This window comes from Neisseria sp. P0007.S010 (assembly GCF_051962875.1).
Classification (GTDB): Bacteria; Pseudomonadota; Gammaproteobacteria; order Burkholderiales; family Neisseriaceae; genus Neisseria; species Neisseria subflava_A.
Genome location: NZ_JBQCUX010000007.1, coordinates 15,571 through 33,224, shown reverse-complemented (window position 1 = coordinate 33,224; position 17,654 = coordinate 15,571). Strand labels below are relative to the sequence as shown.

Sequence of the window (17,654 nt, the reverse complement as noted above, 5' to 3'; positions counted from 1 at the left end):
TACGATTATCTTATTTTTTTGAATATTGGTTCATTCGTTGCAAGAGACGGCTCATTGCCAAGACAACCTCTTCAGGCAGGCTGACAACACGCTCACGCAACAAGCGCAGAAATTGTTCCAAACGTCCCCAATCTTCAACGCGTTCGTACAAATCAAACAAGATAATGTACAACTGCGATTCTTGAGGATACTGCAAAACAGCCTGTTCCAAAGTACCGATGGCCAAATCCAACTGACCATAGGCCAACAAAGATTCGACTTCTTTCACGGCTTCATCTGCAGGTGAAGAGCTCGCGCTGATGACTGAAGAGTCTTTTTGAACCAACTCACGATATTTGGCTTTCATCTGCAAAGAACTTGGCTGGATATAACCGCGTTTCAAGCCAATCTCTTTAATTTGCTGTTCAGACGGCCCTTTTTCCAAATCATCAAAAATTTCGTGATAACCAAGGCTATAACCCCAACCAAGCATACGTTCTTTTACTTGACGGCCATATTGACCCAAAGAGTGGTAAAGCTTCCACAGATGCTTGGCAAACTGCCCTACTTCTTCATTCTGATAATCCAGACGCAAGGCATCGATAATGAGACCAGCAGGCTTCGCAGAAGTTTGGATTGCTTTGTTGTATTGATGCAAAGCAGTCTCGTAGCTAATCTTGTCTTTCAGGATTTTTGCACTGCGTTCCGGTTTGGCAAAACCAATAACCGCACCCATCTCTTCAGGGCTGATTTCGCCAAAATCTTTCTTACCTAATACGATAGGCGCATGTTTGCCCATACCAGGAACGACAATGCGTTCAACCGAATCGCTCTCAAAAGCAATATGTTCGTCGGAAGCAACTTCCAAACCGCTTTGTTCGCCAATTTGACGGTCCACTTCCTGCATATTCCAACCGAGATAACGCTCGGCAAAAACACGCAGGCGCAGGTTAGTAGAGTCCAAAGCCAGACCGGCTTTCAGGTATTCGGCTACGCTGTCTTCTGAAAGTGAGGCACTATGACGCTCAAGTGTATCCGCCAGCATGTCGATATTACCGACCCGCAGATTCAAACCGATTAATTCATGAACCAGCTTTTCCGGAGCGCCGTCTTCCAAAGTATTGAGATAACCGGCCAAAGACTCTGCTGCTTTGCTCTCATAGCCGAACTGTTTATAAACCTGATATTCGGTCAGCGGATCCACTTCTTGTGCGGAAACAGAAGCTGTTGCATCGTTTGAGCCGCTTCCGCCCCATTCCCAGTCTTGATTATCCGCATTGGAAACTGTCTGGTTCACTTTCTCGATCCAGTCGCTTCCATCCTCAGAGGAGGCTGTATGAGCAGCAGATGTACGGCCGCTTTTTGATGCATGTACGCTTTGTTTGTCTGAATTGTTACTTTGTTTATGACGAACAAAAACCAACACCAGCAAAAAAAGCACCAGCAAAAGAATAGTTAAAAGTTGATAGTTCAAGAACACCTCCCGGTCTTGTGCTGCAAACTGCATTTATTAACATCTGTTGCTTTACACGCAACTTCAACGCTATTAATTCCCCAAACGAATGATGATAACATGAACGCACCCATTTTCACATTAGAAACCCTACCCACATAAAGGACTTGATACCAATTTACAACTCAAATACACCAATGGATTCAACATGTGAGGTTTGTGCAAACATATTCATGATTCCTACCGCCTTAAACTTATAGCCCTTATCAACCAAGACACCGGCATCTCGTGCAAATGTTGATGGATTACACGAAACATATACTATCTTCTGAGGCAAAAACGGTTTGTGTAGCGATTTGACAACAGCATAAGCTCCGTTTCTCGGCGGATCCAGCAACATCTTGTCAAATTGCCCCCACGACTCAACAGTCTTTTCATCGGTATCGAACAAGTCGGCAACAGAAAACGTCATATTCTCGGCACAACGATTCAGTCGTGCATTTTCCCTTGCCCTATCGACCAAATAATCGGCACCTTCAATACCGACAACCGATGCACCACTTTTTGCCAGCGGCAAACTAAAATTGCCCAAACCGCAAAACAAATCGGCAATCCTCTCCCCTTTTTGAGGGTTTAAAAGCCTGACCGCCCTTGCCACCATCACTTCGTTCAATTGCGCATTAATCTGCGTAAAATCACCCGGCTTGTAAGGCATTTCCACATCAAATTGAGCAAAAGTATAGTTCAGGGCAGACGCGTTCTCAGGGTAAAACGGCAAGGACTCGGCATGATCCTGCAGCCATATTTGCCATGCCTTTTCAGCACCCGACAATATCTTATCAAACCAATTACGCAATTCGCTTAATATTTGTCCAAACGGTTGATTTACGAAACGAATGTTGAATACGGTCACATTTTTTCCGCAATAAAACTCAACAAATTTCACTTTCACACCGTCATCATGCAGCTTTTGCAGCAAATTGCGGACATCAGGCAATCTATCGGACACATGTTTAGGCAAAATCTGGCAATGGCGGATATTGATAACATCATGGCTTTTTTTGGCCTGAAAACCGAGTTTCAGACGGCCTTGCTTATCCACCGAAACACTTAAACGTGCCCTATCGCGATAATACCAGGAGTAACCATATAAGGGAGGTAAAATTATTTCAGGCTTGACCTTACCTATCCGTTCCAACTGCTCTTCCAAAATCCGTTGCTTTAACGCAACTTGCGCTCCGAAAGAAACATGTTGAAGCGAACAGCCGCCACATGTATCAAAATAACAACACCCTGGCTCGACACGTTCGGAAGAAGCCTTCAAAACCTTTTCAACTTGAGCCTCAGCAAACTGTTTTTTCTCTTTATGTATGACAAACGTTACACGCTCCCCAGGCAGCGCACCGCCGATAAATACGGTCTTCCCATCAACTCTGGCAACACCCCTGCCCTCATAATCCAAAGAAAAAATTTCCGCCTTTTGATACCGTTCTTTCACACTCATACCGTTTCCATCAGACAGCCGCTTACCGGCCGTCTGACTGTCTTCTAATACCGAAAGCGCATATTTTCTCACAAAAACACAGAGTTTCAGGTATCATGCGCCAAAAACTTTCATTTCAAACCCTACAAAAAAAGACGACATGAAAAAAATACTGTTCGGCCTGACAGCCGCCCTTTTAACTTCAGCCGCTGCTGCAAACACACTTATTCCAGACGTCTCCCCCGCCTCTTCCGGACAACACGTCGTTATCAATATTACGCAACAGCGTTTGTTCCTCTACGACAATGGCAAACTGAGCAAAATTTATCCTGTTGCTGTCGGTAAAGCCATGACCCAAACCAACCTGGGCGAACATAAAATCGGCGCAAAAGCCTACAACCCGGTTTGGCACATCCCTAAATCTATTCAAAAAGAACGCAATGACGGCGTAAAAAGCGTACCGGCCGGCCCAAACAATCCGCTGGGCCCGGTATTTGTCCGTCTTGGCGACCCTAAATTGAGCCTTGGCATTCACGGCACCAATGCCCCTGCCAGCGTACCTGGCGTCCGCAGCCATGGTTGCGTGCGCATGAAATCGCCTGATGCATTGGAATTTGCCAAAACCATCGCAACAGGTTCCCCTGCCTCCGTTATCTACCAAATGGCAAGTCTGAACGAAGATGCCAACCAAAACTTATGGCTGGCTGCCTATCGTGACCCATACGACAAGAAAAACCTTGATACGGCTGCACTGAAAAAAAGCATTGCCGCCTGGGCAAAAGCGCACGGTAAAACCATTCCTGCCGCGCGTGTAGATGCGATCCTGAAAGGTCGCACCGGCGCGGCAAACTGTCTGACCTGCGCCAAAGGTGTAAAACTCAAATCTCCTTTGAAGTCTTTAGTATGGACCAGCGGCACGGATGCTTACAGCAAACCTAAAGTCATGCCGAAACCGGCTCCTGCTAAAGATGTGGTATTGCCTCAAGGCACTGAAATCGAAGTCGATGCTACCGACGATACAAACAAGGCAGCATCCGAACCGAAACAAAGCGTTCGTCCGACTCCGGTGAAACCGGCAAAACCTGCTGCCAAACCGGCAACTACTCCTGCCGAGACGCCTGCTTCCGCGCCTAAAGCCGCTTCCGAACCGGCTACTGCCCCGGCCTCTGCTCCTGTAAAAGAGACTCCGGCAAGCAGCGAACCGGAAGATTTGCTGTTCTAAGCAGAACAAAATACATAGCCAAAGGCCGTCTGAAACGAATTGTTCAGACGGCCTTTTCGTACAAATGGATATTGGAAATATAGGCCTCTCTTGATTCAGACGGCCTTTTTGCTTTCCAAATATTCTGACAAGCCGCGTTCGCGCAAAATACAGCTTGGGCATTCATGACAACCGCTGACCACACCGTTATAACAGGTATGCGTATGCTCGCGAATATAATCCAACACACCCATTTCATCCGCCAATGCCCAAGTTTGCGCTTTGGTTAAATACATCAAGGGCGTGTGGATTTGAAAAGCGTAATCCATAGCCAGATTCAGCGTAACATTCATCGACTTGACGAACACATCGCGACAGTCGGGATAACCGGAAAAATCGGTTTCGCACACGCCGGCAATGATATGGTGTATCCCCTGCCCTTTGGCATAAATAGCGGCGTACAGCAAAAACAAAGCATTGCGTCCATCTACAAATGTATTGGGCAGGCCGTCTGAAGCTGTTTCAATGGACGCTGTATCATCCATCAACGCGTTATGCGTAATCTGTTGCATCAGGCTCAAATCGAGTACGGTCTGCTTCACGCCTAAATCTTGGGCAATCCAACGCGCGCGCTCCAATTCGATGGCGTGGCGTTGTCCATATTGAAAAGTGATGGCCTGCACATTTTCACGGCCATATGTTTGAATTGCCTGAATCAGGCAGGTTGTTGAATCCTGCCCGCCCGAAAAAATAACGAGGGCCTGCTGTTTTTCCATAGTAAATTCCTAGTTTTGTTAACGCGGGAGGTTTGCGAACCGCGTGATTTGAAGATTGACGGATTATAACGGATTTCGTCTATAATCACGGCACTTCATTTTCTTTTATATAGCATAATTATGAGCATCTACGCCCTGAAACCAAAATTTCAAAACCTGTTGCGCCCCATTGTTAAGCGACTGTATCAAAAAGGCATTACTGCTAATCAGGTCACTCTGTTTGCCTGCGCTGTTTCCATTTTGATCGGTTTACTTTTAGCATTGTTTACAGGTGTATCCACATTATTCTGGCTTTTGCCGATCTGGTTGTTTGTCCGCATGGCGCTGAATGCAATCGACGGCATGTTGGCAAGGGAGTTCGGCCAGCAATCGGCATTAGGCGGTTATTTGAATGAAATCACCGATATTGCCGCCGATGCTGCTTTGTATCTGCCTTTTGCCTTCATCGCGCCCTTCGGCGGCGTGCAAATCGCCCTGTTTATTTGGCTGGCGGCAATGACCGAGTTTTGTGGCGTTTTGGGACAAGTTCATGGCAACGGCCGTCGTTATGACGGGCCATTCGGCAAAAGCGACCGCGCATTCTTTATCGGCGCATTGGCAGTATGGTATGCAATCGCCGGCAGCTTCCATTCGACTTTCTATATCCTTATGTGGCTGGCCTGCGCGGCATTGGTTTATACCTGCTACAAACGCGTCATCAATGGCTTGAAGGCCGTCTGAAACCATAAACTATCGGTTTCAGACGGCCTTTTATCCATCAGCCGAGATAACTTACTGTTTACCCAACTGACTGTAATCTACCAACATATACTTGGCAGTAATTTTCTGCGAAGCATTACCTTCGTCACCCATCAAAATCATCTGCGGCTTGCCGTTAATGGTAATCGAATCAACAGCTTCAACGTTGGTGATGTGTTGCAGATTAGGCAGGGAGATTTTTTGCGGTTCATCGGTCGGATTACCGCTCCAAGTCCACAGTTGTGAGAATTTCTGTCCATTCTCATCCTTCACTTCATTGGCGATAACGTAGGTTTTCAACACAGGATCATAGTTGAGGGAACGGATACCGCCGCCATCAATATCAATCACCGCCACTTCATCAAACTCAGGCTTGGCATTGCGCTCAAACACATCTTTCGGATTGCTGATAAATGCGACCAAAGCCATATTGTTGAACTCAGGATCACGGAAGCCCAAAACAAGACGTTTTTTCACCGGATCAAACGCCATGCCCTCAATATTGATTTCTTCAAAAGAAACTTCTGCCTTGGTTCGCTCGCGAATCAAATCATGCAGCTTGTGATCGGTTTCCAAAACCTGCGTCAAATTGTCGTAACTGGTCAGCCCCAACACATTGCCGTCTTGGATTTTAAAGCGCATCAGATGTTCGCGGTCGGGTGAGCGGTTGCCTTTACGGGTGCGCGAATGTGAAGTCAGCGCGTAGATAAAGCCTTCATCATCGCGCGCCAAAGCCTCCAAGTCGCTGAGACGGCGTTTGAAACCGGTAATCACGCGCGTATCCAATGCCTCGTCTTCCACAAACCTGCCCGTTTTATCAATGCTGATGATACTGAATGCATGGTTGGGTTCGTCTTCCGCAATCAGCAAATTACCGTCCGGAAGCTGTTGTACGGCGGAAGGCTCGTACACACCGTTAAACATATTGATTCCCAGCGAACGCAGCTCTGCCGCATTGTTGGCCGGCGGTATCAGCAATGACGGCAATGTTTTCACGCCGATAAACGCCACCAGTGAAGCCAGCAAGCCCCAGCGGAATACCGCGTAAGACAAATTGATGTATTTGAACTGTTTGTCCGCCAACAAACCAAGCCAATAAAGATGGTCGCTCATCTTTTCATAGATTTGTTTACGGTCGCCCATAATCTCCTGCATCATTTCCCAATATTGATCTTTTTGCAGTTTCACACGGTCTTCATAAATCAAAATATTGGGTTGGCTGCCGCCAAAAAAGCGCGTTTCGGTACTGCTGAGGCGGGTTTTCAAGTCCCGCAGCTTAGAACGGCCGCGGATAAAATCCTTAAACCATGTCCGCGCCGCCTGCATTTTGCCGATACGTTCCGGCGAAGCAGAAAGCAACGCAAACACGATAGATGCTGCAGCAGTAATCATAAACGTACTAGCCGGAATCAAAAACTCGGGCGACGATGAAAAAATAAACGCCCCCGAAATCATCAGTGCAGAAACAATAAAACCATTCAGCGAAATCATAATGTTCGCTTTAGTTGCCGCCAGCGCCAACAATTCCATCTCCGAGCGTACGGCGTTGCGGAACATGGTTTCCACGCCCTTATTCGTACCCAACAGATCAGACGCATTCAAATCCTCAGCTTTATTTTTTTTCTTTTTCGCCTTGTCTTTTTTACGTTTGGCTTTCTTCTCGTTTTTTTCAGACGGCATCTCAGGATATTCAACCACTTCCTGAATTTCTACCGCGTCAGCCACAGTCTCAACTTCGTTTTCAGCAACACCGTTTTGATTGTGATCCCAAAAATCAACATCCTGTTGGGATTCGGCAGCTGCGCCGTCGTTTAAAGGTTTTTCTTGGTCACCCATCTGCTTCGGCCGACCATCTTCCTTCCAATCATTCAAACTCATATCATGACTCCCAACATCAAACGCTTTGAATTAAATGGAAAATAAAAAGCATATTTAGTTCATTTATTTTAGATAATTTACATTCTTTAAATGCCTAAATAGCAAACTGTCGCAGAACTAAAAGCCCTGCGACAATCCACTTTATATCGAAATATTAATAATCGATGCGTTCTTTAATAATTTTCAAATCAGGGTAAGACAAAACAATGTCGTACTCACGACCATCTTTAAAAGCCTCGATATCCAATACAGGCTGGCCGCGACGGCTATCGGCTTCAACATCGTGAACTTGATAGCCGCGTTGTTCCAATATTTTTACGGCTTTAGCACGATTTTGCTCGAAGTTTTTGTCGCCGTAGATTTTGTGTTCGATATAATCGCTGGCACCGGCAGTAGCGGCAGACAAAGCAACGATGGCGGTCAATAAGAATTTTTTCATGTTTGATTTCCTTTTTAAATGTGTATTCGGGTTTCGATGGATGTATTAAAACATGACAAAATTAGCAGTTAATTAGTACTTGGTTAAACGCAGTAAAGGCCGTCTGAAAACTGTTCAGACGTCCTTTAACCTTAATCATCAAATTTCAAACGTATTACCCAAGTGTAAATCCGGAGGGTTAGAAACGATGAAAAGCCTGCAGCGAATATTCACCCAACAAATGGATAAATCATGAACAAATTTTGCAAAATTACCTTTTGCCAACAAATCGGCAGCAACAAACAACACAACCAAGATGCCCTTTTTAACGGCGAACAAGTGTTTCAATATAAACTCAAAACCGCTGAAACACGTCTTGAAACCCGTCCACACTTTATCATCGGGATAGCTGACGGCATTTCCAATAGCAACCATCCCGAAAAAGCCAGCAAATTAGCCATGCACCTATTAAGCCGTACAGCCAAACTCAGCCGTCAAACCATCAATCATATACAAGCCGCTTTATCTAAAGAGTTGGCGGAAGATTATTTTGGTTCCTCAACCACTTTTGTTGCCGCCGAAATCGACCAAACCACCGGCAAAACCAAAATCATCAGCGTAGGCGACAGTCGCGCCTATTTGATTGATACACAAGGAAAATGGAAGCAACTGACCCAAGATCACTCGATACTCTCCGAATTGCTGGATGATTTGTCGGATAAAAAAGAAGAAGAGTTCGCCACCATATATGGCGGCGTTTCTTCTTATCTAGCAGCAGATTATTCCGAATTCCAAGACAAAATGTGTCATATCGAACTTACGCTTAAAGCAGGAGAAAGCCTGCTGCTTTGTTCAGACGGCCTAAGCGACGCCCTATCGGAAGAAATAAGAGAAAAAATTTGGCAACAATATGATAACGATAAGTCCCGTCTGACTGTATTTCGTAAATTAATTGCAAAACAAAGAGTTTATGATGATATGTCGGTAGTAGTTTGCCGATTGTAGTCTATAATGTTTACCTATTTTTCATACTAAGGGGTATCTATATGAGCATAGAAAAAGCAGAAATACTCAAGATTGATGACATATTTAAATTAAATTTGAGTATCCCTAATTATCAAAGACCATACAAATGGACAATCAAAAATGTACAACAATTAATCGATGACCTGCTCCAAAATTTTAGGGAGGGGAAAAAAATATACCGCATCGGAACAATTGTTTTAAATAAAAATAAAGATAAAGACTGTTCTGAAATAGTAGATGGCCAACAGCGGCTTATTACACTCTCGTTATTGCTTCATAAGCTGGGGAAGGATGTGTCTCTTTTAAAGGAAAAACCGAATCATAGCATCAGCAAAAATAATATTACAACGAACTATAATTTTCTTAAAAACTATAATTTCACAAATGAATTTAAGGATTACCTCCTTAACAGGTGTGAAATGGTTTGTATTGAATTAAATGACTTAGATGAGGCTTTTCAATTTTTTGATTCACAAAATGCCAGAGGCAAACCTTTAGAATCTTATGACCTCTTAAAAGCCTATCATTTAAGAGACATAAGGGATAAAGACGAGAAGGTCATTCACCAATGTGTCGAACGCTGGGAAAAATCTGCAATGTCTAATGATATAAATAATTTAGATAAAATTATCAATTATATCTTATTTAGACTTCGCCGCTGGCATTACAAAGAGAATGCAGAAATATTTACATCAGATGAATTAGATACATTTAAAGGCGTTCATGAAAAAGTTGATTATCCTTACTTACACGGAATATTATCTACTCATACCATACAAAAATTATTACATGAAAATCCATTTTTATATCGATCAATATCAGCATTTCAGGCCACACAAGTGTTAATCAATGGAAAATATTTCTTTGATTACATTGAACATTATACAGCCATCTATGAAAAACTATTCAAAGAAAAGGATGGATTGTTAGATAAAATTCATTCTATTAATGGAATTGATTTAGAAAAAGGAGTAATGGCTTTTTTAAACAATCATAAATACAGCTATCGAACTGGTGATAAATACATTAGAAATTTATTTGAATGTACCGTATTGTTCTACTTTGATAAATTTGGAGAAAGCCATTTTGAAGAATTTATAACCAAAGCTTTTCTATGGGCTTACCGTACTCGGGTAGAATATCAGCGTATTACCTTTAAGACCATTGAAAATAAAGTTCATGATAAAGTTCATGATAAAGTTCATGATAAAGCTGGATTAATTTCTTATATTGAAAGATCCATAACACCCGAACAAGTCATGCGTTTTATTCAACAAACCGGAAAAGTCAATTTTTCAAAACATGTAGACCCTAAAATAAAAGAGATTTTGGAAATTAAAGATGAAAACAAATAATGATTACGTAAAAACATTAACCATAAATGAATTATTAAATTTAAATAAAGACAAATATATTATTCCTATTTATCAACGTAATTACGCATGGGGAGATGATGAAATCAGCCTTCTTATTCAAGACCTATGGAATGCATATGAGAAAAATGAGAAAAATAAGAAAAATAAGAAAAATAAGAATAATTATTATATTGGAAGCTTAGTCATTTATAAAAGAGGAAATGGAGGTTTAGAAGTCATAGACGGACAACAACGATTGACCACACTGACTTTAATCATGCACTACTTAAAAATCATGCACTACTTAAAATCAGATACCTTTGTTAGAAACGTATACTTTGAGCATAGACATGACTCCGACGATGCCTTAGGAGATCTTGACTCCGACTCTATACCTGATGTTTTTAAAAATGCTTTAAAATCAATAAAAAAATATTGGGAAACTGAGAGAACAGAAAAAGAAGGAAGGTGTTTGGCAGAGTTCTTACAAGAAAACGTTAAAATTATTAGAACCGAAGTACCCGAAGACACCGACCTCAATCATTACTTTGAAATTATGAATACGCGGGGAGAGCAATTAGAAAAACATGAGATTATCAAGGCTACTTTGATGAAGGTTTTAGACACAGATAGTGAACGCTCTATTTTTGCCAAAATTTGGGATGCGTGTTCTGACATGAGCCGATATGTTGTAATAGGAATCAACCAGTCACTTAGAGAAAATATTTTTGGCAAGAATTGGGAAAATACTATTCCAAAAAAATTTAATGAAATTATTGAGAATATTGCTGATACAGAAAAAACTCAACATTCAGATAACGGCTCCGCAAATGAAGAACAATCAATTCGTCAATTGATAACCGCCAATAATGGGGATATTCACTCTTCCCAAGAAAAAACAAACGAGCAGACAGATGGGCGTTTTAATTCCGTTATTGATTTCCCTAACTTCTTAATGCATATCTTGAAAATTTATCTAGAAAAATTTCCTACTGGCATTAACAAAACTACCTTTAAAGAGATTCCTCTGGATGAAAAAGAACTTTGGCGTGCTTTTGACAATGAAGACTGGAACAAAGAAAAGATTGTAAATTTCATAGATACATTGCTATCTTGTCGATATTTATTTGATAAATATATTATTAAGTCAAATTCACTACGTTCAGAAAATGAGCATTGGTCTTTATGGGAAATTAAAAAAGAAGAATCAAAGAATTATTACTATAAAAATGTTTTTGGTATCGACAATGGCGATTCCATTGATACTCAAGAAACCAATGATAAAACCAAGAATGCAATAATGTTGCTTTCTATGTTTCATGTTTCTAATCCATCCCGAATCTATAAAAACTGGCTATATGCTACATTGCGTTGGTTATTCGAGAATAAGAAAAGTATTACTCAAGAGACATATATTCAGTTTCTTGAAAATCTTTGTGATAAATTTTATTTTGAAAACAACTGCAATGGAAACAGGGATTTTATGAAAATTATCTTAAATGATAATTACACCATCTCTTCAGTACATAAGTCTTGGAATGATGGAGTAAACGTCCCAAATTTTGTATTTAATCGCTTGGATTATCAATTATGGAAATATCAAGACAAGGTAGAGGTCTTTTCAGCTATTGACCAATCTAAACAATCTATCTGGAAAAATTTTAGATTTAGTTTTAGAAGCTCGGTTGAGCACCATTACCCACAAAATCCCTCTCAAGATTTTGGCCTAGATAAATTAGATACAAATGTCTTAGATAATTTTGGCAATCTATATTTGTTATCTCAAAGTAAAAATTCCAGTTTCAGTAATAAACTTCCAGATTGGAAACGGCAATATTACAAAGAAAAGGATACTTATGATAGCTTAAAACAAGCTATTATGATGAGTTACACAAACTGGACAGAAAGCGAGATAAAAGATCATGAGAAAAAAATGCTAAAAATCTTAAATGAACCACTGACTGACTCATCGTATCGACCATAATCGGCACTTAACATATCTCCCCATCATTGCATTCGTCCGTCTATCGGATAATCATTGCATTTATTCGATATGTCATGATACTGTTCAAAAAATATGACTATTAGGAGTTTCTCATGTCCGAACAGCAAAAATACTTTTCTACCCAAGACGGTACTTCGCTTTTCTACCGCTATCGCCCTGCTGCCGATGGTTCTTCCGACAAAGCCATTGTGCTGTTCCATCGCGGACATGAGCACTCCGGCCGGATGATGTTTGTGGCAGATGAACTGGGGTTTGATGATTTTGCCTATTTTGCTTGGGACGCACGCGGTCATGGTTACAGCCCCGGTGAGCGCGGCGATAGTCCGAGTATCGGCACTTCGGTTGCAGATGTGGATGATTTTATCCGACACATTCAAAGCGAATACGGCATCAAACCTGAAAACATTTGTGTGATTGCGCAAAGTGTCGGTGCGGTATTGGTTTCTACTTGGTTGCACGATTACGCGCCGAAAATCCGTTGCGCCGTATTGGCTTCGCCTGCGTTCAAAGTCAAACTCTATGTGCCGTTTGCCCGTACCGGTTTGAAAATCATGCAAAAATGGCGTGGCAATTTCTTTGTCAACAGCTACGTCAAAGCCCACTATCTGACCCACAACGTCGAACGTCAAAAAAGCTACGACAATGATCCGCTTATTGCCCGCGCTATTTCCGTTCGTATCCTGCTGGGTTTATATGAAGCGGCTGAACGTGTGGTTGCCGATGCACAAGCGATTACTACGCCTGTACAACTGTTGATCTCAGGCAGCGATTGGGTTGTTCATCACAAACCGCAACACGATTTCTACAACCGCTTAGGCAGCCATATTAAAGAGCGCCATATCCTGCCCGGTTTCTACCACGATACGTTAGGCGAGCAAGACCGTGAAATCGCGTTTGTCGAAATGCGCCGTTTTATCCGCGAGCGTTTCAATCAACCTTTGCAACAAGTCGACCTGACTCAAGCGCACTTATTTGGAGACAGCCGTCGAGAAGCTGACGAACTGGCTACACCTTTGCCTGTTTGTACGCCTCGTGGCGCATTTTGGGCAACATATCGCGCCTCGCTCAAACTGGGTTCGCGCTGGAGTGAAGGCTTGAGAATCGGTCAAGAAACAGGTTTTGATTCAGGTAGTACACTGGATTACGTTTACCGCAATCAACCGCAAGGCAGCAATGCTTTCGGTGTATGGGTGGACAAATACTATCTCAACGCCATCGGCTGGCGCGGCATTCGCCAACGCAAAGTCAATATCGGCAAAGCCATTCAGACGGCCTCAGCCAAACTGCGTGAAGCAGGCAAACCTGTACACGTTTTGGATATCGCGTCCGGTCATGGCCGCTATGTATTGGACGCACTGACTGCCGACACATTGCCTGATTCCGTACGCTTGCGCGATTACAGTCCGATTAATGTCGAAGCCGGCCGCAAGCTGATTACCGAGCGCGGCTTGCAAGAGACGGTAACCTTCAATGAAGTCAATGCCTACGACCGCGCCAACTATCACGATTTACAGCCACGTCCAACGCTGGGCATCGTCTCCGGCCTGCACGAATTGTTTGCCGACAACGATTTGATTTTGAACTCGCTCTACGGCTTCGGCGAAGCCATTGAAACCGGCGGCTACTTGATCTACACCGGCCAGCCGTGGCATCCGCAACTGGAAATGATTGCCCGCGCCCTGACCAGCCACAAAGCAGGCAGCCCAAACTGGGTAATGCGCCGTCGCAGCCAGCAGGAAATGGATCAGTTGGTTGAAAAAGCCGGTTTTGAGAAAATCTATCAATGGATAGACGAAGACGGTATTTTCACCGTGAGCTTGGCAGTGAAGAAATAAAAATAAAGGCCGTCTGAACATTTTTTTAACTTTCAGACGGCCTTATTTAAACCATGTACCTATCCATGAAATCCTCCCTCAAAGCCTCCCTGCTCAAGCTGATTTTAGTCGGTATCCTGTTCTACACCAGCTACGGCATCTCCAATCATTACGCGGCATCGCTGGACTATGTGCCTGAAATCGCTTTTGCATGGGAGAGCAATATTCCGTTTTGGGCATGGACGATTGTGCCTTATTGGTCGCTGAACCTGATGTATGCCGCGGCATTTTTTCTTTGTCGTGATATACATGAACAAAACCGATATGTAGCGCACCTTGTAGCCGCCCAACTGATTGCGACTGCTTGCTTTGTGCTGTTTCCGCTGCGTTTCGGGTGGCCTAAACCGCCTGCCAATGGACTGTCAGGCTGGCTGTTTGATTCATTGGCTGCATTTGATTTGCCGTACAACCAAGCACCATCTTTACATATCGCACTGGCGATTATCGTGGGTGCATTTTATTGGACGCGCTTTCCAAAAATCCGCCTGCCGCTTTTCTTATGGCAAAACCTGATTGCCTTGTCGGTACTGACGACTTATCAACATCATTTTATCGACGTGCCGACCGGAGCATTGCTCGGCTGGCTAGTGTTGTGGGCTTTTCCGCGTCAGATGACTTCACCGTTAAAACTGGGCTTGAGTAATGTACACTCAAAAAAGATTGCGTTGTTATATTTGCTTGGTGCGTGTTTGACGGCGTTACCCGCATTGCTGGGTGGAGCGTGGCTGTGGTTGATATGGATTAGCGTGTCTTTGCTGATGGTGGCTTTTGCCTATTTAACTGGAAATGTAGCCTTCTTCCAAAAACAGGCTAACGGTAAATTATCGGCAGCAGCGACGGTTTTGCTATTGCCTTATCTGGTGGGTGTACGGCTAAACATGGCGTATTGGTTACGCGGTAAGGCGAAAATGGCACAAGTCCGCCATGATGTATGGATTGGCAGCGTTTTGGGTATTTCAAACCATCTACCTGCTGTATTGGATGTATGCGCCGAATATCCCTGCTGTAGCTATCAGGGAGCATATCGCGCTCTGCCTTTACTGGATATGGTAACGCCGTTTGAAAACGATTTGGTTCAGACGGCCTTGATATTGGAAACCTTGCGCCAAAAACACGGCAAAGTGCTGGTATGTTGCGCTTTAGGTTATGGAAGAAGTGCCGCAGTGGTACTGACGTGGCTACTGGTTTATGGTGGCTGCCAAGACTTGGCGCAAGCAAAGGCAGAACTCAAACAGGCTCGGCCGCAAATGGTATTATCGCCGACCACCGCCCAAGCAGTCCAAGCTGCGGCCAACCGTTTAAAACAAGGATAATGATGGACAACGCAACCGATAGCCGTATTACTGCCCACCTGCTCTCTACCGCACATTATGTTGCCGCCTGCAACGCCTTGCTGCTCGCCTTGTCGGTAAAATATGGCGGCGCATGGTTTGCGGTACAACTTGTCTTGGCAACGGTTTTGTTGTACTGCCATATCCGCGTTCACTTCGATCGCCGCATATTCCAAGACTTTGCCGACAACTGCTACTCTCCTAAAGACTTCGACCACGCCTTACAGCAAAACGGTTTGCGTCAAATTTCAGGCAGCCGTACTTTGACCCAACGGATAAACGGCGCACTTTCCTTATGGCGCAAAAGCTTATACCTGACCGCCGCACAATTTTTAATTTTGCTTATCCAAAGCATTTGATTATTTTTGCTAATTTACCCAAACCAGATCTAGAGCGGTATCTCACTTCAAAAGGCAGAAACAATGAAAAACTTCCTCAAAAAACAACTTGCCTGGCTGACCGACCAAGCCTTATGTCTGTCGGTCTCTTTTCTTACGGGCGTACGCCCCAAAAGTCCGCGCGAGCTGGCATTCAATCAGCACCAAAAGGTCTATTACGCCAATCACGGCAGCCATGGTGATTTTGTATTGGTGTGGATTTCCCTGCCCCGCCGCTGGCGCTTGTCCACGCGCCCTGTCGCCGGTTCGGATTATTGGCTGACGAGCAAACTCAAACGCTTCATCATTCAAAATGTTTTCAACGCCTTGCTGATTCCGCGCCATAGCGATAATCCGCAAGCGATTACCGAACAGATGAAAGATGCGCTGAACGCAGGCGACTCTTTGATTATTTTCCCTGAAGGCACGCGTAACACTGACGATAACACCATCCTGCTGCCGTTTAAGTCCGGTATTTATCATCTGGCGAAAAGCAAACCCAATACCGAATTTGTGCCGATTTGGATAGACAACATCAGCCGCGTACTGCCCAAAGGCAAAATCCTGCCTATCCCGCTTTTGTGTGAAGTCCATATCGGACAGCCGCTTACTTTGCAGGAAAACGAAGACAAAGACAGCTTTTTGACACGTAGCCGTGAAGCGCTGCTGGCACTCAGGCCGTCTGAAAACGACCGCAGCGAGCTTCGCCAAAATGAATCTGAAGTTCAGCAAAACAAAGGAGGACAAGCATGAGCCTTTCTACGACTTCCCAACAAATCATCGTCGAACAAACCGCCGCTCATCTGACTCCTCAAGCCAGCTATATTTTTGTCGGCGTATTTGCCGTATTGTGTTTTGCCAGCATCATCGGACAATGGCTCAAGCGTAAAAACGGCGCAGATAATGCCACCATCGCCAACCTCAATGCCCGCATTTACGCATGGTGGCTGATGACGCTGGTGTTGCTGGGCGCATTTTGGTTCGGCAAAATCGGGACGGTTGTACTGTTTTTCCTGATTTCATTTGCCGCACTGCGCGAATTTATGACCCTCGTCTATCGCCGACGCAGCGACTATTACAGCATGGTGGTCTGCTTTTACCTGCTTCTGCCGGTGCAATACTATTTCGTCTATGACGGCTGGTACGGCATGTTCAGCATTTTTATTCCGGTTTACGGCTTTTTGATACTGCCGATTATTGCCAGCCTCAGCGGCCAAACGGCATACTTTTTGGAACGCGCCGCCAAAACACAATGGATGGCGATGATTTGCATCTTCTGTCTGTCCCATGTTCCGGCGCTGATGTTTCTAGACTTGGACGGCTTCGATAATAGCAACAATATCCTGTTGCTGATCTTCCTGATTGGCGTGGTGCAAGTATCGGATGTGTTGCAATACGTTTGGGGCAAACTGATTGGCGGTGCAAAAATCATGCCTTCGCTTTCGCCATCAAAAACCATTTCCGGCACTGTCGGCGGTATTTTATCGGCCACGGCCATTGCCGCGCTGATGGCGCCGATTACGCCATTCTCCCACGGCCAAGCAGCCGTTATCGGCTTCATCGTCTGCCTGATGGGCTTCTTTGGCGGCCTGGTTATGTCTGCCATCAAACGCGATTACGGTGTCAAAGACTGGGGCAATATGATACGCGGACATGGTGGTATGCTTGACCGTGTGGATTCGATTTGTTTTGCCGCACCCGTGTTTTTCCACATCACCCGTTATTTCTGGAACGGCTAAACTTCAGGCCGTCTGAAAGAT

At 44.1% G+C, this 17,654-nt stretch carries 15 protein-coding genes and 1 riboswitch; of the genes, 10 read left to right on the top strand and 5 right to left on the bottom strand.

Going from position 1 to position 17,654, the window contains the following annotated elements; translation table 11 throughout:
- Nucleotides 1-10: 10 nt before the first annotated feature.
- Together ACTHR7_RS06455 and rlmD are read right to left on the bottom strand one after the other, a co-directional pair.
- Nucleotides 11-1,486: a 23S rRNA methyltransferase gene (locus ACTHR7_RS06455; RefSeq protein ID WP_440370541.1), complete on the bottom strand. Its 1,476-nt coding sequence runs from the start codon at nucleotides 1,484-1,486 to the stop codon at nucleotides 11-13.
- A gap of 124 nt (nucleotides 1,487-1,610) precedes the next feature.
- On the bottom strand, nucleotides 1,611-2,936 hold the full coding sequence (gene rlmD, locus ACTHR7_RS06450) for a 23S rRNA (uracil(1939)-C(5))-methyltransferase RlmD (protein ID WP_440370540.1): 1,326 nt from the start codon (nucleotides 2,934-2,936) through the stop codon (nucleotides 1,611-1,613).
- Nucleotides 2,937-3,075: 139 nt separating this feature from the next.
- On the opposite strand from rlmD, the gene ACTHR7_RS06445 reads away from it, so the two are divergent.
- A complete protein-coding gene (locus ACTHR7_RS06445; protein WP_107868256.1) occupies nucleotides 3,076-4,137 on the top strand; it encodes a L,D-transpeptidase family protein in 1,062 nt (353 codons plus the stop codon).
- Between the two features lie 95 nt (nucleotides 4,138-4,232).
- Here ACTHR7_RS06445 and queC read toward each other — a convergent pair whose 3' ends face one another.
- Nucleotides 4,233-4,892 (bottom strand): 7-cyano-7-deazaguanine synthase QueC, encoded by a 660-nt coding sequence (gene queC, locus ACTHR7_RS06440; protein WP_371459833.1) that lies wholly within the window; start codon nucleotides 4,890-4,892, stop codon nucleotides 4,233-4,235.
- A 3-nt stretch (nucleotides 4,893-4,895) separates the two neighbouring features.
- A riboswitch (PreQ1 riboswitch) is annotated at nucleotides 4,896-4,941 on the bottom strand.
- 71 nt (nucleotides 4,942-5,012) lie between these two features.
- Here queC and ACTHR7_RS06435 point away from each other — a divergent pair.
- Nucleotides 5,013-5,612 (top strand): CDP-alcohol phosphatidyltransferase family protein, encoded by a 600-nt coding sequence (locus ACTHR7_RS06435; RefSeq protein ID WP_107868258.1) that lies wholly within the window; start codon nucleotides 5,013-5,015, stop codon nucleotides 5,610-5,612.
- 51 nt (nucleotides 5,613-5,663) lie between these two features.
- On the opposite strand, the gene ACTHR7_RS06430 is transcribed toward ACTHR7_RS06435, so the two are convergent.
- Nucleotides 5,664-7,466, bottom strand: a complete 1,803-nt coding sequence (locus tag ACTHR7_RS06430; protein WP_440370567.1) for a Pycsar system effector family protein — start codon at nucleotides 7,464-7,466, stop codon at nucleotides 5,664-5,666.
- Nucleotides 7,467-7,662: 196 nt separating this feature from the next.
- On the bottom strand, nucleotides 7,663-7,947 hold the full coding sequence (locus ACTHR7_RS06425; protein ID WP_440370539.1) for a PepSY domain-containing protein: 285 nt from the start codon (nucleotides 7,945-7,947) through the stop codon (nucleotides 7,663-7,665).
- Between the two features lie 231 nt (nucleotides 7,948-8,178).
- On the opposite strand from ACTHR7_RS06425, the gene ACTHR7_RS06420 reads away from it, so the two are divergent.
- The 8 genes from ACTHR7_RS06420 (at nucleotide 8,179) to ACTHR7_RS06385 (ending at nucleotide 17,633) form a co-directional block, all read left to right on the top strand.
- Nucleotides 8,179-8,931, top strand: coding sequence for a PP2C family protein-serine/threonine phosphatase (locus ACTHR7_RS06420; protein WP_440370538.1), 753 nt, complete (start codon nucleotides 8,179-8,181; stop codon nucleotides 8,929-8,931).
- 41 nt (nucleotides 8,932-8,972) lie between these two features.
- A complete protein-coding gene (locus ACTHR7_RS06415) occupies nucleotides 8,973-10,307 on the top strand; it encodes a DUF262 domain-containing protein (protein ID WP_440370537.1) in 1,335 nt (444 codons plus the stop codon).
- Entirely contained in the window at nucleotides 10,294-12,291 is a 1,998-nt protein-coding gene (locus ACTHR7_RS06410; protein ID WP_440370536.1) for a DUF262 domain-containing protein, read from the top strand. The genes ACTHR7_RS06415 and ACTHR7_RS06410 overlap by 14 nt, the downstream gene beginning before the upstream one ends.
- A gap of 113 nt (nucleotides 12,292-12,404) precedes the next feature.
- On the top strand, nucleotides 12,405-14,147 hold the full coding sequence (locus ACTHR7_RS06405) for a bifunctional alpha/beta hydrolase/class I SAM-dependent methyltransferase (RefSeq protein ID WP_440370535.1): 1,743 nt from the start codon (nucleotides 12,405-12,407) through the stop codon (nucleotides 14,145-14,147).
- Nucleotides 14,148-14,200: 53 nt separating this feature from the next.
- Nucleotides 14,201-15,499: a phosphatase PAP2/dual specificity phosphatase family protein gene (locus ACTHR7_RS06400; RefSeq protein WP_440370534.1), complete on the top strand. Its 1,299-nt coding sequence runs from the start codon at nucleotides 14,201-14,203 to the stop codon at nucleotides 15,497-15,499.
- A gap of 2 nt (nucleotides 15,500-15,501) precedes the next feature.
- On the top strand, nucleotides 15,502-15,876 hold the full coding sequence (locus ACTHR7_RS06395) for a hypothetical protein (protein WP_070646655.1): 375 nt from the start codon (nucleotides 15,502-15,504) through the stop codon (nucleotides 15,874-15,876).
- 63 nt (nucleotides 15,877-15,939) lie between these two features.
- Nucleotides 15,940-16,647, top strand: coding sequence for a lysophospholipid acyltransferase family protein (locus tag ACTHR7_RS06390; protein ID WP_440370533.1), 708 nt, complete (start codon nucleotides 15,940-15,942; stop codon nucleotides 16,645-16,647).
- Complete coding sequence (locus tag ACTHR7_RS06385) at nucleotides 16,644-17,633, top strand: phosphatidate cytidylyltransferase (RefSeq protein WP_293206725.1); 990 nt, start codon at nucleotides 16,644-16,646, stop codon at nucleotides 17,631-17,633. Before ACTHR7_RS06390 ends, ACTHR7_RS06385 begins: the two co-directional genes overlap by 4 nt.
- Nucleotides 17,634-17,654 lie beyond the last annotated feature (21 nt).